This is a genomic window from Streptomyces sp. CC224B, assembly GCF_030010595.1.
Taxonomy (GTDB): Bacteria; Actinomycetota; Actinomycetes; order Streptomycetales; family Streptomycetaceae; genus Streptomyces; species Streptomyces longispororuber.
In genome coordinates, this window is sequence record NZ_JASCXL010000140.1 from 1 (window position 1) to 23,354 (window position 23,354).

Consider the following 23,354-nt stretch of genomic DNA (forward strand, 5'->3'; position numbering starts at 1 on the left):
GTGGGCCGCTCCATCGCCCGCAACAACCTCCTCAAGTGCGCCATCCACGGCGAGGACCCCAACTGGGGCCGGGTGCTCTCCGCCATCGGCACCACCTCCGCCGCCTTCGAGCCCGACCGCCTGAACGTCGCCATCAACGGCGTCTGGGTCTGCAAGAACGGCTCCGTGGGCGAGGACCGCGACCTCGTCGACATGCGCTACCGCGAGGTGCGGATCACCGCTGACCTGGCCGCGGGCGCCGAGTCCGCCGTCATCTGGGCGAACGACCTGACCGCCGACTACGTCCACGAGAACAGCGCCTACTCGTCCTAGAGCCGCGGGGCCCCGGCCCCGCGCCCGCTCGCCTTGGACCCAAGGACCCTGAACAGCCCATGAGCACCCGCAAGCACACCGCTCTGCCCAAGGCACAGATCCTCATCGAGGCCCTGCCCTGGCTCACCCGGCACCGTGGCAAGACCGTCGTCATCAAGTTCGGCGGCAACGCCATGGTGGACGACGAGCTGAAGGCGGCCTTCGCCCAGGACGTCGTCTTCCTGCACCACGCGGGCCTCAAGCCCGTCGTGGTGCACGGCGGCGGCCCCCAGATCAGTGCCCAGCTCGACCGGCAGGGACTGGTCAGCGAGTTCAAGGCGGGGCTGCGCGTCACCACGCCCGAGGCCATGGACGTGGTCCGCATGGTCCTCGCCGGACAGGTCCAGCGCGAGCTGGTCGGGCTGCTCAACGAGCACGGCCCGCTCGCCGTCGGCCTGACCGGCGAGGACGCGCACACCATCACCGCCACCCGGCACCGCCCGCTCATCGACGGCGAGCCCGTCGACATCGGCCGGGTCGGCGAGGTCACCGCGATCGACACCGGCGCCGTCGAGGCCCTGCTGGCCGACGGCCGCATCCCGGTGGTCTCCTCCATCGCCCGCTCCCAGGACGAAGGTGACAAGGGGCATGTCTACAACGTCAATGCTGATACGGCGGCTGCGGCACTCGCTGCGGCGCTTGGTGCCGAGACGCTGATGGTGCTCACCGACGTCGAGGGCCTCTACGAGGACTGGCCCCGCAGCGACGAGGTCATCAGCCGCCTCACCGCCGCCCAACTGGAGAAACTGCTGCCCGAGCTGTCCAGCGGCATGGTCCCGAAGATGCGGGGCTGTCTGCACGCGGTCCGCAACGGCGTCCACACCGCCCGCGTCATCGACGGCCGGGTCCAGCACGCGATCCTGCTCGAGATTTTCACGGATGAAGGAGTCGGCACGATGGTCGTGCCCGACGGACCGACCCAGGGAGCCCCGGCATGACGCCCGCCACCCCGCCCACCGCCAAGGACCCGTCCAACGCGTCGCTGACCGCGCGCTGGCAGGCCGCGCTCATGGACAACTACGGCACGCCGCGCCTGCCCCTGGTGCGCGGCGAGGGCAGCACGGTCTGGGACGCCGACGGCACCGCCTACGTCGACTTCGTCGGCGGCATCGCGGTGACCGCGCTCGGCCACGGACACCCCGCCGTCGTCGAGGCCGTCTCCCGGCAGATCGCGTCGCTCGCCCACGTCTCCAACCTCTTCGTCGCCGAGCCGCCCGTCGCCCTCGCCGAGCGGCTGCTCCAGCACTTCGGCCGCCAGGGCCGCGTCTTCTTCTGCAACTCGGGCGCCGAGGCCAACGAGGGCGCCTTCAAGATCGGCCGGCTCACCGGGCGCCCGCACATGGTCGCCACACAGGGCGGCTTCCACGGCCGCACCATGGGCGCCCTCGCCCTGACCGGCCAGCCCGGCAAGCAGGAGCCGTTCCTGCCGCTGCCCGGGGACGTGACGCACGTACCGTACGGCGACGCGGACGCGCTGCGCGCGGCGGTCACCGAGGACACCGCCTTCGTGATCGTCGAGCCCGTCCAGGGCGAGAACGGCGTCGTCGTCCCGCCCGCGGGATACCTGAAGGCGGCCCGCGAGATCACCCGGGCCACGGGCACCCTGCTCGTCCTGGACGAGGTGCAGACCGGAATCGGCCGTACCGGCCACTGGTTCGCCCACCTCGCCGAGGAGGACGTCCTGCCGGACGTCGTCACGCTCGCCAAGGGCCTGGGCGGCGGCCTGCCGCTCGGCGCGACCGTCGCCTTCGGCCCGGCCGCCGACCTGCTCAAGCCCGGACACCACGGCACCACCTTCGGCGGCAACCCCGTCGCCTGCGCCGCCGGGCTCGCCGTGCTCGACACGATCGCGGCCGAGGGGCTGCTCGCGAACACCAAGCGGGCGGGCGAGCGGCTCCGGGACGGAATCGAGTCAGCCGGGCACCGGTTGGTCGACCATGTCAGGGGCGCGGGCCTGCTGCTGGGTATGGTGCTCACCGAGCCGCTGGCCGCGCACGTGCAGCGGGCGGCTCAGGACGCCGGCTTCCTGGTCAACGCGCCCGCCCCGGATGTCGTACGGCTCATGCCCCCGCTGAACGTGCGCGACGCCGAGGTGGACGCGTTCCTCCAGGCGCTGCCCGGCGTCCTGGACCAGGCCGCGGCCGCGGCGAACGGGGACGGACGATCCGGAGAATGAGACGACGATGAGCCACGCGCAGCGCAACGAGCGAGGGGAGAGCGCCGCCGGGCCCGCGGTGCCGCAGACCCGTACGGCACGGCACCGCCGGATCGTCGACATCCTCAACCGGCAGCCCGTCCGCTCGCAGAGCCAGCTTGCGAAGCTCCTCGCCGACGACGGCCTGAGCGTCACCCAGGCGACCCTCTCCCGGGACCTGGACGAGCTGAACGCCGTCAAGATCCGCAACGCCGAGGGCGACCTCATCTACGCCGTGCCGAGCGAGGGCGGCTTCCGCACGCCGCGGGCCCCGCTCGGCGAGTCGGCCAAGGAGGAGCGGATGCGGCGGCTCTCGGGCGAGCTGCTCATCTCTGCCGAGGCCTCGGCGAACCTCGTGGTGCTGCGCACCCCGCCGGGCGCCGCCCAGTTCCTCGCCTCCGCGATCGACCAGGCCGAGCTGCACGACATCCTCGGCACGATCGCGGGCGACGACACGGTGATGCTGATCAGCAGGGACGCGACGGGGGGCCAGGCGCTGGCGGACCATTTGCTGCGGTTGGCCTCCAACGAACACTAGGGCTGGCCTCTGGCCTTGGGCGGGGCGTCATCGGCCTCCGGCCTCGTCCTCAATCGCCGGACGGGCTGATCTCTCCCGGCCTGTCGTCCTGCTTCTGCGGGCCGACTCCGCCGACCGGCCTCCGGCCGTGTCCTCAATCGCCGGACGGGCTGAATCTGCCCTGGTCGTCGGCTTGCTTCCGCGGGTTGGCTCCACTGTCTGACTGACCGGCCTGCGGCCGTGTCCTCAAGCGCCGGACGGGCTGGGTGTTCCCGGCCCGTCCGTGTGTGTCTGCGGGTCCTTCGTGGCGTCATCGGCCTCCGGCCTCGTCCTCAATCGCCGGACGGGCTTGATTTCCCCGGCCCCCTTCACCCAGTCCGCCACCACGTGAGCACGACAGTCCCAGCCCCTCCGGCGTACGCCCGGAACGGCTCGCAGAGCCCCGTGGACCGGCCGCGGCACATCCCAGCCCGTCCGGCGTTTGAGGACGAGGCCGTTAGGCCGGTATGCCCGGAACGGCCCGCAGAGGCGCACGGGCCGGCTGCGGCACAGTCCAGCCCGTCCGGCGTTTGAGGACGAGGCCGCTAGGCCGATACGCCCAGAACAGCCCGCAGAAGCATGCGCGCCGGTCGTGGCACATCCCAGCCCGTCCGGCGTTTGAGGACGAGGCCGCTAGGCCGATTGAACCCGCGGGCAAGGGGCCGCCGCGCATCCTGGCCGCCGGTAGGGCGGTTGTACAGGCCGGAGGCCCCCTCACTCGCGTGGTGGATTGACGATTCATGCGGGAGGCTGCATACTCATGCATATCAGTGAATGCACTGAGCGAGCGAATGCACTGTGAGGAGAAACCCGTGACCGAGCGCGTCGTACTCGCCTACTCGGGCGGCCTGGACACCTCCGTCGCCATCGGCTGGATCGCCGAGGAGACGGGCGCCGAGGTCATCGCCGTCGCCGTGGACGTCGGCCAGGGCGGCGAGGACCTGGACGTGATCCGCAAGCGCGCGCTCGCCTGCGGTGCCGTCGAGGCCGAGGTCGCGGACGCCAAGGACGAGTTCGCCGAGGAGTACTGCCTCCCGGCGATCAAGGCCAACGCCCTCTACATGGACCGGTACCCGCTGGTCTCCGCCCTGTCCCGGCCCACCATCGTCAAGCACCTCGTGGCCGCCGCGAAGAAGCACGGCGCCGGCATCGTCGCCCACGGCTGCACCGGCAAGGGCAACGACCAGGTGCGGTTCGAGGCCGGCATCCAGGCGCTCGGCCCGGACCTCAAGTGCATCGCCCCCGTACGGGACTACGCGATGACGCGGGACAAGGCCATCGCCTTCTGCGAGGCCAAGGGCCTGCCGATCGCCACCACCAAGAAGTCGCCGTACTCCATCGACCAGAACGTCTTCGGGCGGGCCGTCGAGACGGGCTTCCTGGAGGACATCTGGAACGCGCCGATCGAGGACGTCTACGAGTACACCTCCAACCCCGCGACGCCGCGCGAGGCCGACGAGGTCGTCATCAGCTTCAAGGAGGGCGTCCCGGTCGCGATCGACGGCCGCCCCGTCACCGTCCTCCAGGCGATCCAGCAGCTCAACGAGCGGGCGGGCGCCCAGGGCGTCGGCCGGATCGACATGGTCGAGGACCGGCTCGTCGGCATCAAGTCCCGCGAGGTGTACGAGGCGCCCGGCGCGATCGCGCTGATCACCGCCCACCAGGAGCTGGAGAACGTCACCGTCGAGCGCGAACTGGCCCGGTACAAGCGGCAGGTCGAGCAGCGCTGGGGCGAACTGGTCTACGACGGCCTGTGGTTCTCCCCGCTCAAGCGGGCCCTGGACGGCTTCGTCAACGAGGCCAACCAGCACGTCAGCGGCGACATCCGGATGACCCTGCACGGCGGCCGGGCCGTCGTCACCGGCCGGAAGTCCGAGGAGTCGCTGTACGACTTCAACCTCGCGACCTACGACACCGGTGACACCTTCGACCAGTCCAAGGCCCAGGGCTTCATCGACATCTTCGCCCTGTCCTCGAAGATCGCCGCCAAGCGGGACCTGGCCTGAGGCCCTGAGCACCAGCGTGAGATCCGCCTCCCCGAAGCGCGCGGCGCGGGGAGGCGGACGCACATCCACCACCTGACGAGGAGCAGCACGTGAGCAGCAACACCGGCGACGTCCGCCTCTGGGGAGGCCGGTTCGCCGACGGCCCCGCCGAAGCGCTGGCGCAACTCTCCGCCTCGGTCCACTTCGACTGGCGTCTGGCGCCGTACGACATCGCGGGCTCGCGCGCCCACGCGCGCGTGCTGCACACGGCGGGGCTGCTCACCGCCGACGAGCTGGAGCGCATGCTCGCCGGGCTCGACCGCCTGGAGGCCGACGTCGCCGACGGCTCGTTCACCGGCACCGTCGCCGACGAGGACGTGCACACCGCCCTGGAGCGGGGCCTGCTCGAACGGCTCGGCCCGGACCTCGGCGGCAAGCTGCGCGCCGGCCGGTCCCGCAACGACCAGGTCGCCACGCTGTTCAAGATGTACCTGCGCGACCACGCCCGGATCATCGGCGGCCTGCTCACCGACCTCCAGGAGGCGCTGGTCGGCCTGGCCGAGGCGCACCCGGACGTCGCGATGCCCGGCCGCACCCACCTCCAGCACGCCCAGCCGGTGCTGTTCGCGCACCACGTCCTCGCCCATGTCCAGTCCCTGTCCCGGGACGCCGAGCGGCTGCGGCAGTGGGACGAGCGCACGGCCGTGTCGCCCTACGGCTCCGGCGCGCTCGCGGGTTCCTCGCTCGGCCTCGACCCGGAGGCGGTCGCCCGGGACCTCGGCTTCGAGCGCGGCTCGGCCGCCAACTCCATCGACGGCACCGCCTCGCGGGACTTCGTCGCCGAGTTCGCCTTCATCACCGCGATGATCGGCGTGAACCTCTCCCGGATCGCGGAGGAGGTCATCATCTGGAACACGAAGGAGTTCTCCTTCGTCACGCTCCACGACGCCTTCTCCACCGGCTCCTCGATCATGCCGCAGAAGAAGAACCCGGACATCGCCGAGCTGGCGCGGGGCAAGTCCGGCCGCCTCATCGGCAACCTCACCGGCCTGATGGCCACTCTCAAGGCGCTGCCGCTCGCGTACAACCGCGACCTCCAGGAGGACAAGGAGCCGGTCTTCGACTCCTGCGACCAGCTGGAGGTGCTGCTGCCCGCCTTCACCGGCATGATGGCGACGCTGACCGTGCATCGCGAGCGCATGGAGGAGCTGGCCCCGGCCGGTTTCTCGCTCGCCACGGACATCGCCGAGTGGCTGGTCAAGCAGGGCGTGCCGTTCCGCGTCGCGCACGAGGTCGCGGGGGAGTGCGTCAAGGAGTGCGAGGCCCGGGGCATCGAGCTCGACCAGCTCACCGACGAGCAGTTCGCGAAGCTCTCCCCGCACCTGACCCCCGAGGTCCGCACCGTCCTGAACGTCCCCGGCGCCCTGGCCTCCCGTGACGGCCGCGGCGGCACGGCGCCCTCGGCCGTCGCCGCCCAGCTCGCCGAGGTGAGGGCGGACCTGGCGGTCCAGCGGCGGTGGGCGACGGCCCGGAGCCGGTAGCGGACCCCGGCGCGGACCGCTCGCCGCGCCCGGGCACCCGGACAGAGCTACGTTGAAGGGGAAGCACGCGACCGCGTGCTTCCCCTTCAGCTCGTATACCCGTACGCCTCTCGTGAGACAGAAATGTCTCACACGGGTTATGGTTGTCTCATGTCAGTCGACCGCGACCAGGTGCTGCGCAGCGCCGCCGCCCTGCTCACCCGCAAAGGCTCCGCGACCATGGACGAGGTCGCGAAGGCGGCCGGCGTCAGCCGCGCCACCCTGCACCGCCACTTCGCCGGGCGGGACGCGCTCGTCCGCGCCCTGGAGGACCTCGGCCTGCGGGAGTGTCTCGCCGCCCTGGACGCCGCGCGGCTGGACGAGGGCACCGCGCGGGACGCGCTGCGCCGCATGGTCGGCGAGATCCAGCCGGCCGCCGGTCTGCTCGCGTTCCTGGTCACGGAGAACGCCCTGTTCGAGGGCGAGTCGCGGCACGAGGGCTGGGCCCGGATCGACGACCGCATGACCGCGCTGTTCCGGCGCGGCCAGCGGGACGGCGAGTTCCGCATCGACCTGACCGCCGTCTGGCTGACCGAGGCGCTGTACGGCCTCGTCAGCGCGGGCGCCTGGGCCGTCCTGGACGGCCGCGTCGCGGCCAACGACTTCCGCCACATGGTCGCCGAACTGCTCATCGGCGGAGCACAACGAAGAGAGGAACCATGATCAGCACAGCGCAGCGCACCCGGCCCTCCGAGGTGGCACGGCCGCCCGGCCGGTGGCTCGCCCTGGCCGTGCTCGTCCTCGCCGTGCTCCTGGTCGCCGTGGACGCCACCGTCCTCGGCCTCGCCACGCCGTACATCAGCGAGGACCTCAAGCCGTCGGGCACCCAACTGCTGTGGATCGGCGACGTCTACTCGTTCGTCATCGCCGGTCTGCTGGTGTCCATGGGCAGCCTCGGCGACCGCATCGGCCGCAAGAAGCTCCTGCTCACCGGCGCCGTCGCCTTCGGCGCGGTGTCCGTGCTCAACTCCTACGCGACCACCCCGGAGCTGATGATCCTGGCCCGCGCCCTGCTCGGCGTCGCGGGCGCCACGCTGATGCCCTCGACGCTGGCGCTGATCCGGAACATCTTCCACGACCCGCGCGAGCGCAGCATCGCCGTCGGCGTCTGGGGCGCGATGGCCTCGGCGGGCGCGGCGATCGGCCCGGTCGTCGGCGGCTTCCTGCTCGAACACTTCTGGTGGGGCTCGGTCTTCCTCATCAACCTGCCCGTCATGGCCGTACTCGTCCTCGTCGGCGTGAAGCTGCTCCCCGAGTCGAAGAACCCCTCGCCCGGCCCCTGGGACCTGGTCAGCGTCGGCCTGTCGCTCATCGGCATGATCGGCGTGGTGTACGCGGTCAAGGAGGCGGCGGCCCACGGGGCGCGCTGGGACGTGCTCGTGGCGGGCGCCGCCGGCGCGGCGGCCCTCACCTGGTTCGTCCGGCGGCAGCTCACGCTCCCCGCGCCCCTGCTCGACATGCGGCTGTTCCGCAACCGCGGCTTCTCCGCCGCCGTCCTGGCCGACCTGCTGACCATCCTCGGCCTGTCCGGCCTGGTCTTCTTCCTGTCCCAGTTCCTGCAACTGGTCCAGGGCAGGCAGCCGTTCGAGGCGGGCCTCGCCGAACTGCCGGCCGCGCTCGGCGCGGTGACCGCGGGCCTGATGGCCGGCGTGGTGGCGCGCCGCTTCTCGGTGCGCTCGGTCGTCGCGGGCGGCCTCGCGGCCGTGGGCCTGGCCCTGGCCGCGCTCACCGCGCTGAGCCAGCACACCGGCTACCCGCTGCTCGGCGCCGCCCTCCTGGTGGTCGGCATCGGCGCCGGCTTCTCCTTCACGGTGACCGCCGACGTCATCCTGTCCAGCGTGCCCAAGGAGCAGGCGGGCGCGGCCTCCGCGGTCTCCGAGACGGCGTACGAACTGGGCGCGGCCCTCGGCATCGCCCTGCTCGGCTCCATCGTCACGGGCGTCTACCGGGACTTCACGGCCCCGGCGGGCACCCCGGCCGACGTCGCGGCGGCCGCGCACGAGTCCCTCGGCGGCGCGGTCGAGGCGAGCGCCGGGCTGCCCGCGCACACGGCGGGACCGCTCGTGCACGCGGCGCAGGACGCCTTCGTCGACGGTCTGCGGGTCGCCGCGGGCGTCGGCGCGGCGGTGCTCCTCGCCACGGCCGTCGCCGCCTGGTTCCTGCTCAAGGGCCAGAAGCTGGAGGACGGCGTCGAGCACCCGTAGCCCCGGCGTCCGGCCCGGGCGACGGCGAAGGGCCCGGGCAACGGCGAAGGGCCGCACCCCCGGGGGTGCGGCCCTTCGCCGTGCGCGGCCTGGCTCAGGCCGCCTTCGCCTTGGTGGCGTACATGTCCACGTACTCCTGACCGGACAGGCGCATGACCTCCGTCATCACCGAGTCCGTCACCGCGCGCAGCACGTAGCGGTCCCGGTCCATGCCGTCGTAGCGCGAGAACTCCATCGCCTCGCCGAAGCGGACCGTCACCCGGCCCGGCCGCGGCAGGCCCTTGCCGCCCGGCTGCAGCTTGTCCGTGCCGATCATCGCGAACGGCACCACCGGCGCGCCGGTCATCAGCGTCAGCCGGGCGATGCCGGTGCGGCCGCGGTACAGGCGGCCGTCGGGGGAGCGGGTGCCCTCCGGGTAGATGCCGAAGATCTGGCCGTCGTCCAGGATCCGCTTGCCGGTCATCAGCGCGGCCACGCCGCCCCGGCCGCCGTCGCGGTCCACCGGGATCATGCCGACGCCGGTGAAGAACCACGCCATGAGGCGGCCCTTGAGACCCTTGCCGGTGACGTACTCGTCCTTGCCGATGAAGTAGACGGGCCGGTCGCACACCAGGGGCAGGATCATCGAGTCGATGAACGTGAGGTGGTTTCCGGCCAGGATGACGGGACCGCTCCCGGGGATGCTCTCCGCGCCCTCGACCCGCGGGCGGAACATCAGGCGCAAGAACGGTCCGAGCACTGCCTTCAGGAGCGCTAGACGGGACAACAGGTCCTCCGGAGTCAACGGTTCGGCAGCAAGTCTGTGCAGGTGAGGACGATACTCGCGGCTCGCCTGTGAACGCACACCGGGTTCACGCGACCGATACGCGGAGTTGACCTGATGATGTGCGCTCCTCGCCGTGCGAGTGCCCAGCCTGCACGACCGTATCCCCGGTGCGAACTGCGCGGCTTGTCCGAGTGGTGCTTCTCACGTCCCCGGCGGAACACGGCCGGAAGTCCCCGCGCCCCGGCCGGGCGTCCGGAGCCCGGCGGCGGCCGCGCGCCGGACCCGCGCGCCCCCGCGCCCCACGGCCGCCGGACACCACGCGTCACCCGTACGTTCGGCCCCGGGACTCCCGTACGTCACCCGCGGCCACCTACGATCAGTGCCGCTTTGTCAGGTGCAAGGCGGTACACGGCAGGACAGGAAGAGGAGCGCTCCATGGCGAACGACGAATACGGCGCGACGGGTCGGCGGCGGACGGGGGCGAGCCCGGGCCGGCGCGCGGTCCTGGGCGCCGCGGTCCTCGGGGCGGGCGCGGCCGTCGCGGGAGCGCCGGGGGTGGCCAGAGCCGACGCGCGCCACGGGCACGGGCACGGCGGGGAGCTGCCGGTGCCGACGGTCATCGCCCACCGCGGCGCGAGCGGCTACCGGCCCGAGCACACGCTCGGCTCCTACCAACTCGCCCTCGACATGGGCGCCCACGTCATCGAGCAGGACGTCGTCCCCACCAAGGACGGCCATCTCGTATGCCGTCACGAGAACGACATCACCGGGACCACGGACGTCGCCGCGCACCCGGAGTTCGCGGACCGCAGGACGACGAAGACCGTCGACGGCACCAAGCTGACCGGCTGGTTCACCGAGGACTTCACGCTCGCCGAGCTGAGGACGCTGCGCGCCAAGGAGCGCATCCCCGGCACCCGCCAGCGCAACACCCTCTACGACGGCCGCTGGGGCATCCCCACCCTCGACGAGGTGCTGCGCTGGGCGGACAAGGAGGGCCGCAGGCGCGGCCGCCGCGTGTGGCTGCACATCGAGACCAAGCACCCCACCTACTTCCGCAAGCTCGGCCTCGGCCTCGAAGAGCCCCTCGCCAAGCTCCTGCGCCGCCACCAGCGCCACCGCGGCAACTCCCCGACCTTCCTGCAGTCCTTCGAGCCGAGCAGCATCCAGCGGCTGCGCAAGCTCGTCGGCACGCCCGGCGTCGTCCTGCTGTCGGGCGCCGCCTCGCGCCCCTGGGACTTCGTCGAGGCGAACGACCCGCGCACCGTCGCCGACCTGATCAAGCCCGCGGGCCTGAAGTGGATCGCCTCCTTCGCCCAGGGCATCGGCCCGACGCTGGACCTGATCATCCCCAAGGGCCCCGACGGCAAGCTCCTGGAGCCCACCACGCTCGTGCGCGACGCCCACGCCCGGGGGCTGGTCCTGCACCCGTACACGATGCGCAACGAGAACACCTTCCTGCCCGCCGACTTCAAGAAGGGCACGGACCCCGCCGCGTACGGCGACGCCTTCGGCGCGTTCAAGGCGTACTTCGCGACCGGGATCGACGGGATCTTCTCCGACAACCCGGACACCGCGCTCCTGGCCGCCGCCGACTTCACCGCCGGCCGCTCCGGCGGTTCCGGCCGCTCCGGCCGCTCTGGCAGCTCTGGCAGTTCTGGCAGCTCTGTCAACGGATGACGGGAACCTCCCGGTTGGGGTGAGCCGCGGCCGTTTCGGAAACCCACGACCGAAACGGCCGCGTCGTCACGGGTATGACCCCCATGCTCCCGCCCGACCTCGTCACCACCCTGCGTCCGCTGCTCGCCGCCGAGGCCCTGGCCGAGGCGCACGGCGGCCCCACCGACCCCGGCGACCTCGAACAGGCCGTCTGGCTGCGCCTGCTCGAGCACCTGGACGCCGAGCGCCCGCTCACCGACCCCGCGGCCTGGCTGCGCACCGCCGTCCGCGACGAGGCCCACCGCACCCGGTACACCGCCCGCCGCGAGCGGCCCTACGTCACCGAGCCCGCCGACGACCTCCAGCGCGGCCCCGAGCAGCGCGTGCTGCGGGCCGACCGGTACCGCGTCCTCCACGCGGCGGTACGCCGGCTGCCCGGACGCTGCCCCCGCCTCCTGGCTGCACTTCTGTCGCCCAAGGACCTCACGTACCGTGAAATCGCAGGAGAGTTGGGAATGTCACAAGGATCTTTGGGACCGGAACGTTCCCGTTGCCTGGGATGCCTGCGCAGAATGCTCGCGCAAGAGGTTGCGACTCCTGGCCCGTGGGGAAAGGAGTGAGGGACAACCGGTGGAGCAGGTGAGCGGGAGGCATGCACACATGGGCATGAGCGTGACCATCTCGGAAGCGGCGGCCGACGACCAGGACGCCGCCGAGCAGATCCTCAAACTGCAGTACCTCTGCTACCAGAGCGAGGCCGAGCTGTACGGCGACTACTCCATCGAGCCGCTGACCCAGACCCTGGCCTCGCTCAAGAAGGAGCTCGCCGACGGCACCGTCCTGGTCGCCCGCCTCGGCGACGAGGTGGTGGCCTCCGTGCGCGGCGGCGTCGACGCGTCCGGCACGGCCCGCGTCGGCAAGCTCGTCGTCCACCCGCGCATGCAGCGGCACGGCCTGGGCGGCCGGCTGCTCGACGCGATAGAGCGCCGGCTCGGCGAGGGCGGCGCCCGCCGCTTCGAGCTCTTCTCCGGACACCGCAGCGAGAGCAACCTCCAGCTCTACCGCAAGCACGGCTACCAGCCGGTGAGCACCCGCCGGGTGAACGACCGGCTCACGCTGGTCACGCTCGCCAAGGACGCCGAGGACACCGACGGCGCGGAGCCCGCTCCGGCCACCGAGACGCAGGCACTCGCCACCAGCGCCTAGCCCCCCGCCGGCCCGGGCTCAGGCCTCCGTCGCCGCCCGGGACCGGCGCAGCCAGTACAGGGCGGTCACCGGCAGCAGCACGGGGATGAACAGATAGCCCATCCCGAAGTCCGACCAGACCGTCGCGTCCGGGAACGCGGACGGCTCCGCCAGCGTCCAGGCCCCGACGCCGAGCACGCCGACCAGCTCGGCGGCGCAGCACACCAGCGCCGCCTTGCGGGCCCGCTCGCCGCCGCGGACGAGCGAGTACGTGATGAAGCCGTAGACGAGACCGGCGAGCGCCGACAGCGAGTAGGCCAGCGGCGCCCTGCCGAAGTCCGTGGAGATCTGCACCGCCGAGCGGGACACGGCGCCCACGACCATCACGCCGTACAGCCACACCAGCAGGATGCCGGGGCCGGTGATCAGCTTGCGGCGCCCGGGCTCGGCCGGGGCCTCGTCGGTTCCGGTCACGGCCACCTCAGCCTCCCCAGATGTCGTACAGGCGCACTTCGAGCACGGCGAGGACCACCCCGCCCGCCGCGACGGTCACCGAGCCCCAGCGGGTGCGCTCGGCGAGCGACATGAAGCCCGCCGCCGGGACGCAGGCGAACGAGCCGATCAGATACGCCACGAAGATCGTCGTGCCCTGTTCCGGGTCCTCGCCGCGCGCGAGCTGGACGACGCCGACGACGAGCTGGACCAGTGCGAGCAGGGTGACCACGCCCATGCCGATGAAGTGCCAGTCCTTCGTCGGCTGGTCCCGGTAGGCGGCGAAGCCGCACCAGGCCGCGAGCGCGAGTGCGGCCACGGAGGTCGCGACGGTCAGGGCTACAAGCATGCCGCGACCCTATTACGGGCCAAAAGACCCGATGTCCCCGGGCCCGGGGCCCCGGGATCCGCCGGGGGCCGCGGACGTATCGTCGGACCCCATGAAGATCTCTCCGGACCCCCTGAAGAACCGGGCCGAACCCCTGACCCTGCACGCCGAGGCGCTGCTGTTCGACAACGACGGCACCCTCGTCTCCTCGCTGGAGTCGGTCCGGCGCTGCTGGACGCGATGGGCGGGGGAGTACGGGGTCACCGCGGAGGACTTCGCGCGCGTCGGGCTGCACGGCCGCCCCGCCGCCGAGATCGTCGCCGACCTGCTGCCCCCGGCGCGTGTCCCGGAGGCCGTCGCGCGCATCGAGGAGCTGGAGGTCTCGGACGTCGCGGGCGGCGTCGAGGCGCTGCCCGGCACCCTCGGCCTGCTCGCGTCCCTGCCCGTGGAGCGCTGGGCCGTCGTCACCTCCGCGACGCGCCGCCTGGCCGAGGCCCGGCTCGCCGAGGCCGGCGTCCGGCCCGGGACGCTGATCGCCGCCGACGACATCAGCCGTGGCAAGCCCGACCCGGAGCCCTTCCTGCTCGCCGCGCGGACCCTCGGCGCCGACCCGGCCCGCTGCGTGGTCTTCGAGGACGCACCCGCCGGTCTCACCGCGGGCCGCGCCGCGGGCATGACCACCGTGGCGTTGACCACAACGCACGCCGCTGCGGAACTGAGCGCCGACGTGCTCGTCCCCGACCTCTCGGCCGTGTCCGCGCAGGCCACGGCCGGTGGCGTCGAGCTCGTCATCGGCGGCTGAGTGCCGCCCGTGGACCGGGCGCCGGCGTCCGTCGGCGCCCGTTTCCTGTCCGCTATTCGGACAGCGCTGGCGGGACGCCGCCGCCCGCGTGTTTTACTGTCCGCATGACCACGACGAGCAGCCGCACCCTTGCGACCGAGGCGATGACGACGCCCGGTGCTCGTTGTATGTGTCGAATGTGCGCCTTCTGAGGGCCCCCGTACCACTGCGCCTCGCGCCCCGAAGCGAAGCCTGCGTGCCCCGCGCCCCCACGTCCCGCCCGTAGGCGGCGTGGCGGACGCGAGACCGCCCCGCGCACACGTCCTCCGGTTCCACCGCCACCGCGAGAACCGTGCCGCGTTCCGACCGAATGCCCCGTGCCCCGGCGCGACCCGCGCCGCGCACTCGACAGTGACGGAAACCCAGTGATCACCACTTCCGGCCTGACCAAGGTCTACCGCTCACGCGGTCGTGAAGTAACCGCCCTCGACGGAGTCGACCTCCACGTACGCGAAGGCGAGGTGTACGGCGTCATCGGCCAGTCCGGCGCCGGCAAGTCCTCGCTGATCCGCTGCGTCAACCTCCTGGAGCGCCCCAGCTCCGGCACCGTGACGGTGGCGGGCCAGGACCTCACCGCCCTTGCCGGCCGCGGCCCGCGCGCGGGCAAGGAGCTGCGCGCCGCCCGCAGCCGTATCGGCATGGTCTTCCAGCACTTCAACCTGCTGTCCTCGCGCACCGTGCAGGACAACGTCGAGCTGCCGCTGGAGATCCTCGGCCTGTCCGGCAAGGAGCGCTCCCGCAAGGCACTGGACCTGCTCGACCTCGTCGGCCTCGCCGACAAGGCCAAGGTCTACCCGGCCCAGCTCTCCGGCGGCCAGAAGCAGCGCGTCGGCATCGCCCGGGCGCTCGCGGGCGAGCCGAAGGTCCTGCTCTCCGACGAGGCCACCAGCGCCCTCGACCCCGAGACCACCCGCTCGATCCTCCAGCTCCTGCGCGACCTCAACCGCCAGCTCGGTCTCACCGTCCTGCTCATCACGCACGAGATGGACGTCGTCAAGACCGTCTGCGACTCGGCCGCCCTGATGGAGCGCGGGCGGATCGTGGAGTCCGGCACCGTCAGCGAGCTCCTCGCCACCCCCGGCTCGCAGCTCGCCGCCGCGCTGTTCCCGCTCAGCGGCGCCGCCTCCGGCGACCACCGCACCGTCGTCGACGTCACCTTCCACGGCGAGGCCGCGACCCAGCCGGTCATCTCGCAGCTCTCGCGCACGTACAACATCGACATCTCGATCCTCGGCGCCGCGATGGACACCGTCGCGGGCAAGCAGGTCGGCCGCATGCGCATCGAGCTGCCCGGCCGCTTCGAGGAGAACGTCGTGCCCATCGGGTTCCTGCGCGAGCGGGGCCTCCAGGTCGACGTCGCCGGACACGACGGTGACGGCGCGGACGCGCCGCAGGACTCGGCGGACGCGCCGCGGGACTCCGCGCTCGCGCTCGCGAAGGAAGGTGCCAAGTGACCTGGTCGGAGATGCAGCCCCTGCTGGAGCAGGCCTGTTGGGACACCCTCTACATGGTCGGCTGGTCGGCGCTCATCGCCGTCGCCGCGGGCCTGCCGCTCGGCCTGCTCCTGGTCCTCACCGACCGCGGCGGCCTGCTGCAGAACGTTGTCGTGAACAAGGTCATCGGGCAGGTCGTGAACATCGGCCGCTCGATGCCGTTCATCATCCTCATGGTCGCCCTGATGGGCTTCACGCGCTCCGTCGTCGGCACCACCATCGGCCGTGACGCCGCGATCGTGCCGCTCGCGATCAGCGCCATCCCGTTCTTCGCCCGGCTGGTCGAGACGGCCGTGCGCGAGGTCGACCACGGCCTGGTCGAGGCCGTGCAGTCGATGGGCGGCAACACCTGGACCGTCGTACGCAAGGTCCTCGTGCCCGAGTCGCTGCCGTCGCTGATCTCCAGCGCCACCACGACCGTCGTCGCCCTCATCGGCTACTCGGCGATCACCGGCACCGTCGGCGCCGGCGGCCTCGGCGACCTCGCGGTCCGCTACGGCTACCAGCGCTTCGAGACCGAGCTGATGTGGATCACCGTCGGCATCCTCGCCGTGGTCATCTCGATCATCCAGTTCGCCGGTGACTACGCCGCCCGCAGGCTCCACCGGCGCGGCGGCCACGCGGGAGCCGCGCCGCGCCTGAAGCTGCTGCGGAGCGGGACGCCGAAGGCCGCGGCCGACGGCACCACGGCCGAGGGCGCCGCGACCGGGGGCGCCACCGCGCCGGCCGCCGCGGAGACCGGGCCCGAGCCGGTCAAGGTTCCCTGAGCGGGCCGGTCCCTGAGCGGGCCGGTCCCCTGAGCAGGTCGATCCCCTGTGCGGGTCGTCCCCTGAGCCCGGGGCTCCGCCCGCGCGGAGCCCCGTGAACCTCCGAGTTCACCCAGCACCACCCCGCGTCATCGCCGCGGGCGTGCACCACCCATGGAGAAAGGCACTTTTCGTGCGTAACACCACCAAGATCACCGCTGCTGTCCTGACCGCCGGAGCCCTCACCCTCGGGCTCACCGCCTGCGGCTCGAAGGACTCCGCCGGCGACAAGGACGGCCCGCTCGTCGTCGCCGCCACCCCCACCCCGCAGGGCCAGATCCTCGACTACGTCAAGAAGAACCTGGCGGAGAAGGAGGGCCTGGAGCTGGAGGTGAAGGAGTTCACCGACTACGTGACGCCGAACACGGCCACGCAGCAGGGCGAGGTCTTCGCCAACTACTTCCAGCACAAGCCGTACCTGGACGACTTCAACAAGAAGAACAAGACGGACATCGTCCCCGTCCCGAACGGCACGGTGCACCTGGAACCGCTGGGCGTCTACTCGAAGAAGATCAAGAAGCTCGCCGACCTCGAGAAGGGCGCGACGGTCGCCGTCCCCAACGACACCACCAACGAGGCGCGCGCCCTGAAGCTCCTCGCGGACAACGGCGTCATCAAGCTCAAGGACGGCGCCGGCTTCGCGGCCACGCCCAAGGACATCGCCGCCAACCCGAAGAACCTCAAGTTCAAGGAGCTGGAGGCGGCGGCCCTGCCCCGCACCATCAAGGACGTCGACGCCGCGGTCATCAACGGCAACTACGCCCTGGAGGCCGACCTCAGCCCCGCCAAGGACGCCCTCGTCGCCGAGCAGGCCAAGGACAATCCCTACGGCAACTTCCTCGCCGTGAAGAAGGGCAACGAGGACGACCCGCGCGTCAAGAAGCTCGTCAAGCTCCTCACCTCGCCCGAGGTCAAGAAGTTCATCGACGACAAGTACGACGGCTCCGTCGTCGCCGCGTTCTGACATGCGGGCGCCGGGCACAGCCGCGGCGGCCGGGGCCCTGGCCCTGGCGCTCGGCCTGACCGCCTGCGGCGCGGGCTCCGGCTCCGACGGCGAGACGCTCGTCGTCGGGGCCACCCCCACGCCCGCCGGGGAAGTCCTGACGTACATCAAGGAGCACCTCGCGCAGAAGGAGGGGCTCGACCTCCAGATCCGCGAGTTCACCGACTACGTCACCCCCAACACCGCCCTCCAGGAGGGCTCCCTCGACGCCAACCTCTACCAGCACACCCCGTACCTGGAGGACTTCAACGCCTCCAAGAAGACGGACCTGGTGCCGGTGACCGAGGTCTACCTGCCGCCGATGGGCGTGTACGCGGCCCCCGGCAAGGGGGACGGAAAGCTCACGGACGTCACCCGGCTGCGCACCGGAGCCACCGTCGCCGTCCCGAACGACACCACCAACGAGGGCCGGGCGCTCCACCTGCTCGCCTCCAAGGGTGTGATCGAGCTGAAGAAGGGCGCGGGCGCGAACGCCACCCCCGAGGACATCGCGGCCAACCCCAGGAAGCTCACCATCAAGCCCCTGGAGCCCGCACAGCTACCGCGCTCCCTCGAAGACGTCGACGCGGCCGTCATCAACAACAACTACGCGCTCGACGCGGGCTTGAGCCCGGCCAGGGACGCCGTCCTCCTGGAGTCCGCGAAGGACAACCCGTACACCAACGTCCTCGCCGTCAAGAAGGGGCACGAGAACGACCCCGACGTCCGGAAGCTCGCCGGGCTCCTGAGGTCACCCGAGGTGAGGAAGTTCATCGAGGACACCTACAAGGGCTCCGTGCTGCCCGCCACCACGGGCTGACCCACCGGACCGCCCGCACCCGGGGTCCCGCCGGCCCCGGCGGCGGGACCCCGTGGTGCGACGGCCCGTCACCATGCTGCATGCTGAATCCTTCAGCAGGCCGAAGGCCCGTGAGAGCGACGACGAAGGTACACGGAACGGCAGGCCCATGAAGGTTACGGAGCGGCGCATGACCACAGCCCCCACAGGCTCCTCGGGATTCCCCGACATCTCCATCAGCACGGAGCGGTTGGTGCTGCGCCCCTTCGACGAGGCGGACGTCCCCGCGTACGCGGAGATGATGAACGACGAGCTCGTCACCGCCTGGACCGCCGTGCCCCAGCCGTACACCGAGGCCGACGCGCGCGCCTGGATCGCCCGGCGGGCCCCCGCCGAACGGGCCGCCGGACGCGGCCTCGCCCTGGCCGTCACCGAGTTCCTCACCCAGCGCCTCGTCGGCACCGTCCAACTCCGCCGCACCGACTGGCGGGTGCGCTCCACCGAGCTCAGCTACGTGACCGCGCCGTGGGCCCGCGGCGAGGGCTACGCCACCGAGGCCGCGCTCGCCACCGCCCAGTGGCTGTTCCACGACCAGAAGTTCGAGCGCGTCGAGCTGCGCACCGCCGCCGACAACACCGCCGCGCAGCAGGTCGCCCAGAAGATCGGCTGCGTCAGCGAGGGCGTCCTGCGCGGCGCCTGGATAGCGCGCATGAGAAACGGCGGCGACCCCCTCGGCGGCTGGATCGACCTGCGCACCGACCTCATCGTGTGGAGCCTCCTGCCGGAGGACCTGGAGGGCGTCGCGGAGCATGTGACGGCGTTCTCCGACTGGAGCTGACTCCGGCGGGGGCGCCCTGAGCGGTGCCACGCCGCTGCGCGGCTCGTCCGCCGTACGCGTCCTGGGCGCCGGGCGGGGCCGGAGGCTTCCGCCCCGCCGTCATCGGCTGCCCGTGCCGGACCGCTCCGCGGGGCTTTCCCCGCCCGCCCCCTGCCGGGGCGTACGCGACGTGCGGCTCCCGTGAGCCGCGGCCCGTCCGGCGTGCGAGGACGGGGCGCGGAGCGCCGAAGGAGCGGGGTCCGGGGGCGGCCGTCCCTGGTTTCGGGGAAGGGGCGGGTTCGGGGGCCTCCCGGCGGGGCACCACCAGGTACGCTCCCTCCTGGCCGCACACGGCCGCCCCGTCCGACGACCCGACCACGACCCCAGGAGACAGACGACGATGGCCGACCGGGTCACGGTGATCGGCTGGGACGGCTCGCCACTGACCACCGCGGCACGCTCCGCCCTGAGCGCCGCGACGCTCGTCGCGGGCGCCGCCCACCACCTCGCCCTGCCCGAGGTCCCCCCGGCCGCCGAACGCATCCGCCTCGGCAGCATCGCCCTCGCCGCCCGCCGCATCGCGGCCCACCGCGGCACGGCCGTCGTCCTCGCGGACGGCGACCCCGGCTTCTTCGGCGTCGTCCGCACCCTGCGCGCCCCCGAGTTCGGCCTCGAGGTCGAGGTGGTGCCCGGGGTCTCCTCCGTCGCCCAGGCCTTCGCCCGCGCGGGCATGCCCTGGGACGACGCCCAGGTCGTGGTCGCCCACCCGCGCACCCTGCGCCGCGCGGTGAACGTGTGCCGCGCGCACAGCAAGGTCGCCGTGCTCACCGCGCCCGGCGCCGGGCCCGCCGAACTCGGCCTGCTCCTCGAAGGCGTCCACCGCACCTTCGTCATCTGCGAGGAGCTCGGCACCGAGCGCGAGCAGGTCTCCGTCGTCACCTCCGACAAGGCCGCCGACCACACCTGGCGCGACCCCAACGTCGTCATCGTCATCGGCGGCGCCGCCGCCCACGACAGCGGCTGGATCGCGGGCCGCGACCCCGGCACCGACCCGCGCGGCTGGGCCCAGCCCGCCGCGGCCTACGGCGGCGAGCAGGAGCTGGGCGAGGGCGAGAGCGACCGCATCCGCGCCGCCCAACTCGCCCGCCTCGGGCCTCGCGTGGGCGACCTGGTCTGGGACATCGGCTGCGGCAGCGGCGCTTTCGCCGCGGAGTCCGCGCGGTTCGGCGCCGCCGTCATCGCCGTCGACCAGGACCCGGACGCCTGCGCCCGTACCACGGCCGTCGTACGCCGCTACGGCGTCCACGTCCAGGTCGTCCACGGCACCGCTCCGCACATCCTCGAAAGCCTCCCCGAGCCCGACGTCGTCCGCGTCGGGGGCGGGGGCGCGGAGGTGGTGTCCGCCGTCGCCGACCGGCGCCCGGAGCGCATCGTCACGCACGCCCCCACCCGGGACGCCGCCGAACTCCTCGGCCGGAACCTGACGGAGCACGGATACGCCGTCGAGTGCGCCCTCCTGCAGTCCGTCGAACTCGACACCCGTGCCTGGACGGAGCGGAAGCGGACCGTCGTCTTCCTGCTCTCGGGCCTCCTTCTCGACCGCACCTCGTGACCCTGGCGGCCCTGCCCGCACGCCGTGCGCTGTAGGCTGGCCGATCGTTGTACCGCACCCGGGTGCCCGGCGATTACCTGGTCAATGTCCGGAGAGCTCGCCCGTCTTGGGGGGTGCGTGTGGTACGGCGGACCGCTGGACGCGCGACGTGGCGCAGTCCACAGCGGACCGTGGCCGATCAAGCTGCCGCGACGGCGGAGCAACCGCGACAATGCCTTGTGGCCCGTACGCGGCGCGTGCCGCGCGGTACGCACGCTCGTTGTGGATGACGGGCGGTCACAGAAGGACTAACCAATGGGCGAGGGGTACGCATGACCGACACCGGCCAGGTCCCGGGCGAGGGGCTGCCGGAGAGCGCAGGCATGGTGGAGCAGTCGGGCGTCCCCGCGCCGGACCCCTACACCTTCCTCGATCCCTCCGAGCACCCCGCCGAGGACGACGACCTGCTGCTGATGCCGGGTGCCCAGGGCGCGTGGAGCGAGGCGCAGCAGTCCGCGCAGCCCGGTCCCGGACAGCAGCCACCGGCCGCCGCGGCAACCGGGGCGCCCGGCGTGCCCGCGCAGCCGGGAGCCGCGTCGGCGCAGTCCGCACAGGCGCAGTCCGCTCAGGCGCGGGACGCCCAGGCGGCGTTCGCGCAGAGCGCCGCCGCGCAGCAGGCCCCGGCGGGGCAGCAGGCCCCGGCGGTTCAGCCGCAGCCGGGTCAGCCCCAGGCGGGCCTCCAGCCGGGCCCGCACCAGGCCCCCGCCCAGGCAGTCCAGGCGCCGGTGGCCCAGGCCCAGCCCCTCGCGGCCCCGGGCGCCGTCGGCCTCCACCAGGCCGAGCACCAGCCCGGGCCGCACGAGACGGCGGGCCGGGACAGCGGCTCCGTCGACCTGAACGGCATCCCGATGCCCGCGGGCCCCGCCCACACCGCCGCCTCCCAGCACGGGAGCTCCCGCCGTCCGCTGCACCGGGGCCCCGCCGCGCCCGTCGTCCCGGACGGCACCGCGAGCCCCGTCCGCTCCCTCTCCGACCGGGGCCCGGCGGGCGGTCCCGCGCACCCCGCGGGCGTCCGGCAGTCGGGCCCGCCGACCAGCGGCCCCGAGTACCTGGACATCCCGCGCGAGGACGCCGGGGCCGACGGCGGCGTTCTGCCCGGCCCGCAGCTCGGCGACATCCCGGGCCAGGGAGCGATGCCCTGGGGCGCCCAGCCGGTGCCCGGGGCGGACGTACCGGCCCAGGAGGCACAGGCGCAGGCACAGGCGCTGCCTGCAGAAACGGTCGTCCCGGGCGTTACTGAGGCACCGGGCGTTACCGAGGCCCCGGGCGTCACGGAGGCCCCTGGTGGTGCTGAGGCTCCTGGCGGTACGGAAGCCTCTCAGGCTCCTGGCGTCACTCAGGCCCCTGAGGCCACTCAAGCTCCTGGGGTCACTGAGGCTCCTGTGGTCACCGAAGCCACCGAAGCCACGGACGCCACCGAGGCCCCTGCTGCCCCCGAGGTCGCGGAAGCCCCGCAGGCACCACAAGCACCCCAGGCCGCCCAGGCACCCGTGACACCCCAGGCAACGCACGCAGCCGCCGGAACTCCCGACGCTCAGGCCGCTGCGACCGCCCCCGGCACCGCAGAGGTTCCGGACGCTCCTGCCGCTGCTCAGGATGCTGTTGTCGCTCCGGACGCCGCGGCCACGCAGCCCGCGGCCGACACTGCGCCGACGGCTGACTCCGCGGTCGCGGCCGACACCGCGGTCGCCACCGAGACCGCGGCCGCGGCACCCGACGCCCCGGTCACCACCAACCCCGCGGCCACTCCCGATACCTCCGCCGCACACACCCGGGCAGCTCCGGCAGCCCCAGAAGCCCCGGCACCCCCGCAAGCCCCGGAAGCCTCACAGAACCCGGTGGCAGCCCCCGACGCTCCCGAAGCCCTGGACGCTCCCGAGAGCCCCGCCGCCCCGGAGGTCCCGAGCGACCCGGCGGCCGCCCCCGTCGCAGCCGTACCGGAAGCCACGTCCGTTCCGCCCCAGCCGTCCGAGGCCGCCCCCGTCACCGAAGCCCCTGAGGCATCGGAAGTACCCGCTGACGCAGGCGTACCCACCGGGGCGCAGGAAGCGCAGGCGGCGCACGTGGCGGACCCGGCGCAGACGCCGGGCGCCGAGGGCGCCGTGCCCGCTCCCGATGCCCCGGGCGCCCCCGGCACCACGGAAGCATCCGCTCCGCACGCCCCCGTAGCGGACGCGCCGGCGCAGAACGCCGGTCCGCGCTCCCCGGAGGCCGGTACCGGCCCGGAAGGCACCCACGCCCCGACCGAGGGCGCGGGCGACGGGCCCGCGCCGGTCGCCGACGCCGTGCCCGACGGCTCCGAAGCCGTCGCGGTCCCGGCCGCTCCGGTGCCGTCCGCCTTCCCGGTCGCCGACGAGGAGGGCGCGGCCGCGTTCGCCGGGCCCGCCCCGGCCGAGCAGCCCGCGGCCGCCCCCGTCACCCCGCAGGCCCCCGACGCCGCCCAGCCGTGGCCCGGGGCGCAGGGCCCGCAGCTCGCCCCGACCGTGCCCGGTGCCGAGGCGCAGGCCGTGCCCCTCGGCCAGTTCGTACCGGTCGAGGGCTCGGTGCCGACCACCCCGCACCTGGCCCCGACGCCGCCGCTCCCGCTGCCGCCGGAGCACGTCGCCGCGCCGGGGCCCGGTGACGCGCCCGCCGAGCCTGCCGCGCGGGACCAGGCCGCCGACGC

General features: G+C 73.0%; 21 protein-coding genes and 1 pseudogene. 19 read left to right on the forward strand and 3 right to left on the reverse strand.

Annotation, left to right across the window (positions count from 1 at the left end; translation table 11 throughout):
• From QK440_RS36020 to QK440_RS36055, 8 genes are all read left to right on the forward strand, one after another.
• Window positions 1-312, forward strand: a 312-nt coding sequence (locus tag QK440_RS36020; RefSeq protein WP_282797477.1) for a bifunctional ornithine acetyltransferase/N-acetylglutamate synthase, incomplete at its 5' end; no start/stop codon positions are given.
• 59 nt (window positions 313-371) lie between these two features.
• The gene (argB, locus tag QK440_RS36025; protein WP_282797478.1) at window positions 372-1,289 is read left to right on the forward strand and encodes an acetylglutamate kinase; all 918 of its coding nucleotides are present in this window, start codon (window positions 372-374) and stop codon (window positions 1,287-1,289) included.
• Window positions 1,286-2,527, forward strand: a complete 1,242-nt coding sequence (locus tag QK440_RS36030; RefSeq protein ID WP_282797479.1) for an acetylornithine transaminase — start codon at window positions 1,286-1,288, stop codon at window positions 2,525-2,527. Before argB ends, QK440_RS36030 begins: the two co-directional genes overlap by 4 nt.
• 7 nt (window positions 2,528-2,534) lie before the next feature.
• A complete protein-coding gene (locus tag QK440_RS36035; RefSeq protein WP_190138912.1) occupies window positions 2,535-3,083 on the forward strand; it encodes an arginine repressor in 549 nt (182 codons plus the stop codon).
• Window positions 3,084-3,913: 830 nt separating this feature from the next.
• The gene (locus QK440_RS36040) at window positions 3,914-5,107 is read left to right on the forward strand and encodes an argininosuccinate synthase (protein ID WP_282797480.1); all 1,194 of its coding nucleotides are present in this window, start codon (window positions 3,914-3,916) and stop codon (window positions 5,105-5,107) included.
• Window positions 5,108-5,196: 89 nt separating this feature from the next.
• Window positions 5,197-6,627, forward strand: coding sequence for an argininosuccinate lyase (gene argH, locus QK440_RS36045; protein ID WP_282797481.1), 1,431 nt, complete (start codon window positions 5,197-5,199; stop codon window positions 6,625-6,627).
• Window positions 6,628-6,777: 150 nt separating this feature from the next.
• Complete coding sequence (locus QK440_RS36050) at window positions 6,778-7,329, forward strand: TetR/AcrR family transcriptional regulator (protein WP_282797482.1); 552 nt, start codon at window positions 6,778-6,780, stop codon at window positions 7,327-7,329.
• The gene (locus tag QK440_RS36055; RefSeq protein WP_282797483.1) at window positions 7,326-8,870 is read left to right on the forward strand and encodes an MFS transporter; all 1,545 of its coding nucleotides are present in this window, start codon (window positions 7,326-7,328) and stop codon (window positions 8,868-8,870) included. Before QK440_RS36050 ends, QK440_RS36055 begins: the two co-directional genes overlap by 4 nt.
• Window positions 8,871-8,964: 94 nt before the next feature.
• Here the strand turns inward: QK440_RS36055 and QK440_RS36060 are convergent, their stop codons facing one another.
• Entirely contained in the window at window positions 8,965-9,654 is a 690-nt protein-coding gene (locus tag QK440_RS36060; protein ID WP_282797484.1) for a lysophospholipid acyltransferase family protein, read from the reverse strand.
• A 417-nt stretch (window positions 9,655-10,071) separates the two neighbouring features.
• Here QK440_RS36060 and QK440_RS36065 point away from each other — a divergent pair, with 417 nt between their 5' ends.
• From QK440_RS36065 to QK440_RS36075, 3 genes are all read left to right on the forward strand, one after another.
• Window positions 10,072-11,316 (forward strand): glycerophosphodiester phosphodiesterase, encoded by a 1,245-nt coding sequence (locus QK440_RS36065; protein ID WP_282797485.1) that lies wholly within the window; start codon window positions 10,072-10,074, stop codon window positions 11,314-11,316.
• A 74-nt stretch (window positions 11,317-11,390) separates the two neighbouring features.
• Complete coding sequence (locus tag QK440_RS36070) at window positions 11,391-11,915, forward strand: sigma-70 family RNA polymerase sigma factor (protein WP_282797486.1); 525 nt, start codon at window positions 11,391-11,393, stop codon at window positions 11,913-11,915.
• A 40-nt stretch (window positions 11,916-11,955) separates the two neighbouring features.
• Entirely contained in the window at window positions 11,956-12,501 is a 546-nt protein-coding gene (locus tag QK440_RS36075) for a GNAT family N-acetyltransferase (protein ID WP_282797487.1), read from the forward strand.
• Between the two features lie 18 nt (window positions 12,502-12,519).
• Here the strand turns inward: QK440_RS36075 and QK440_RS36080 are convergent, their stop codons facing one another.
• Both QK440_RS36080 and QK440_RS36085 read right to left on the reverse strand, forming a co-directional pair.
• On the reverse strand, window positions 12,520-12,954 hold the full coding sequence (locus QK440_RS36080; protein ID WP_282797494.1) for a hypothetical protein: 435 nt from the start codon (window positions 12,952-12,954) through the stop codon (window positions 12,520-12,522).
• 7 nt (window positions 12,955-12,961) lie between these two features.
• Window positions 12,962-13,321 (reverse strand): hypothetical protein, encoded by a 360-nt coding sequence (locus tag QK440_RS36085; RefSeq protein ID WP_190138903.1) that lies wholly within the window; start codon window positions 13,319-13,321, stop codon window positions 12,962-12,964.
• Window positions 13,322-13,454: 133 nt separating this feature from the next.
• On the opposite strand from QK440_RS36085, the gene QK440_RS36090 reads away from it, so the two are divergent.
• From QK440_RS36090 to QK440_RS36125, 8 genes and pseudogenes are all read left to right on the forward strand, one after another.
• Entirely contained in the window at window positions 13,455-14,102 is a 648-nt protein-coding gene (locus QK440_RS36090) for an HAD family hydrolase (protein WP_282797495.1), read from the forward strand.
• A 404-nt stretch (window positions 14,103-14,506) separates the two neighbouring features.
• Entirely contained in the window at window positions 14,507-15,595 is a 1,089-nt protein-coding gene (locus QK440_RS36095; protein ID WP_282797488.1) for an ATP-binding cassette domain-containing protein, read from the forward strand.
• The gene (locus QK440_RS36100) at window positions 15,592-16,401 is read left to right on the forward strand and encodes a methionine ABC transporter permease (RefSeq protein WP_282797489.1); all 810 of its coding nucleotides are present in this window, start codon (window positions 15,592-15,594) and stop codon (window positions 16,399-16,401) included. Before QK440_RS36095 ends, QK440_RS36100 begins: the two co-directional genes overlap by 4 nt.
• Window positions 16,402-16,573: 172 nt before the next feature.
• Window positions 16,574-17,404 (forward strand): MetQ/NlpA family ABC transporter substrate-binding protein, encoded by an 831-nt coding sequence (locus QK440_RS36105; RefSeq protein WP_282797490.1) that lies wholly within the window; start codon window positions 16,574-16,576, stop codon window positions 17,402-17,404.
• A gap of 1 nt (window position 17,405) precedes the next feature.
• A complete protein-coding gene (locus QK440_RS36110; RefSeq protein ID WP_282797491.1) occupies window positions 17,406-18,242 on the forward strand; it encodes a MetQ/NlpA family ABC transporter substrate-binding protein in 837 nt (278 codons plus the stop codon).
• A 169-nt stretch (window positions 18,243-18,411) separates the two neighbouring features.
• Window positions 18,412-19,059: a GNAT family N-acetyltransferase gene (locus QK440_RS36115; RefSeq protein WP_282797492.1), complete on the forward strand. Its 648-nt coding sequence runs from the start codon at window positions 18,412-18,414 to the stop codon at window positions 19,057-19,059.
• A 379-nt stretch (window positions 19,060-19,438) separates the two neighbouring features.
• A complete protein-coding gene (gene cbiE / locus QK440_RS36120) occupies window positions 19,439-20,650 on the forward strand; it encodes a precorrin-6y C5,15-methyltransferase (decarboxylating) subunit CbiE (RefSeq protein ID WP_282797493.1) in 1,212 nt (403 codons plus the stop codon).
• A gap of 311 nt (window positions 20,651-20,961) precedes the next feature.
• A pseudogene (locus tag QK440_RS36125) lies at window positions 20,962-23,354 on the forward strand (hypothetical protein); the annotation flags it as partial.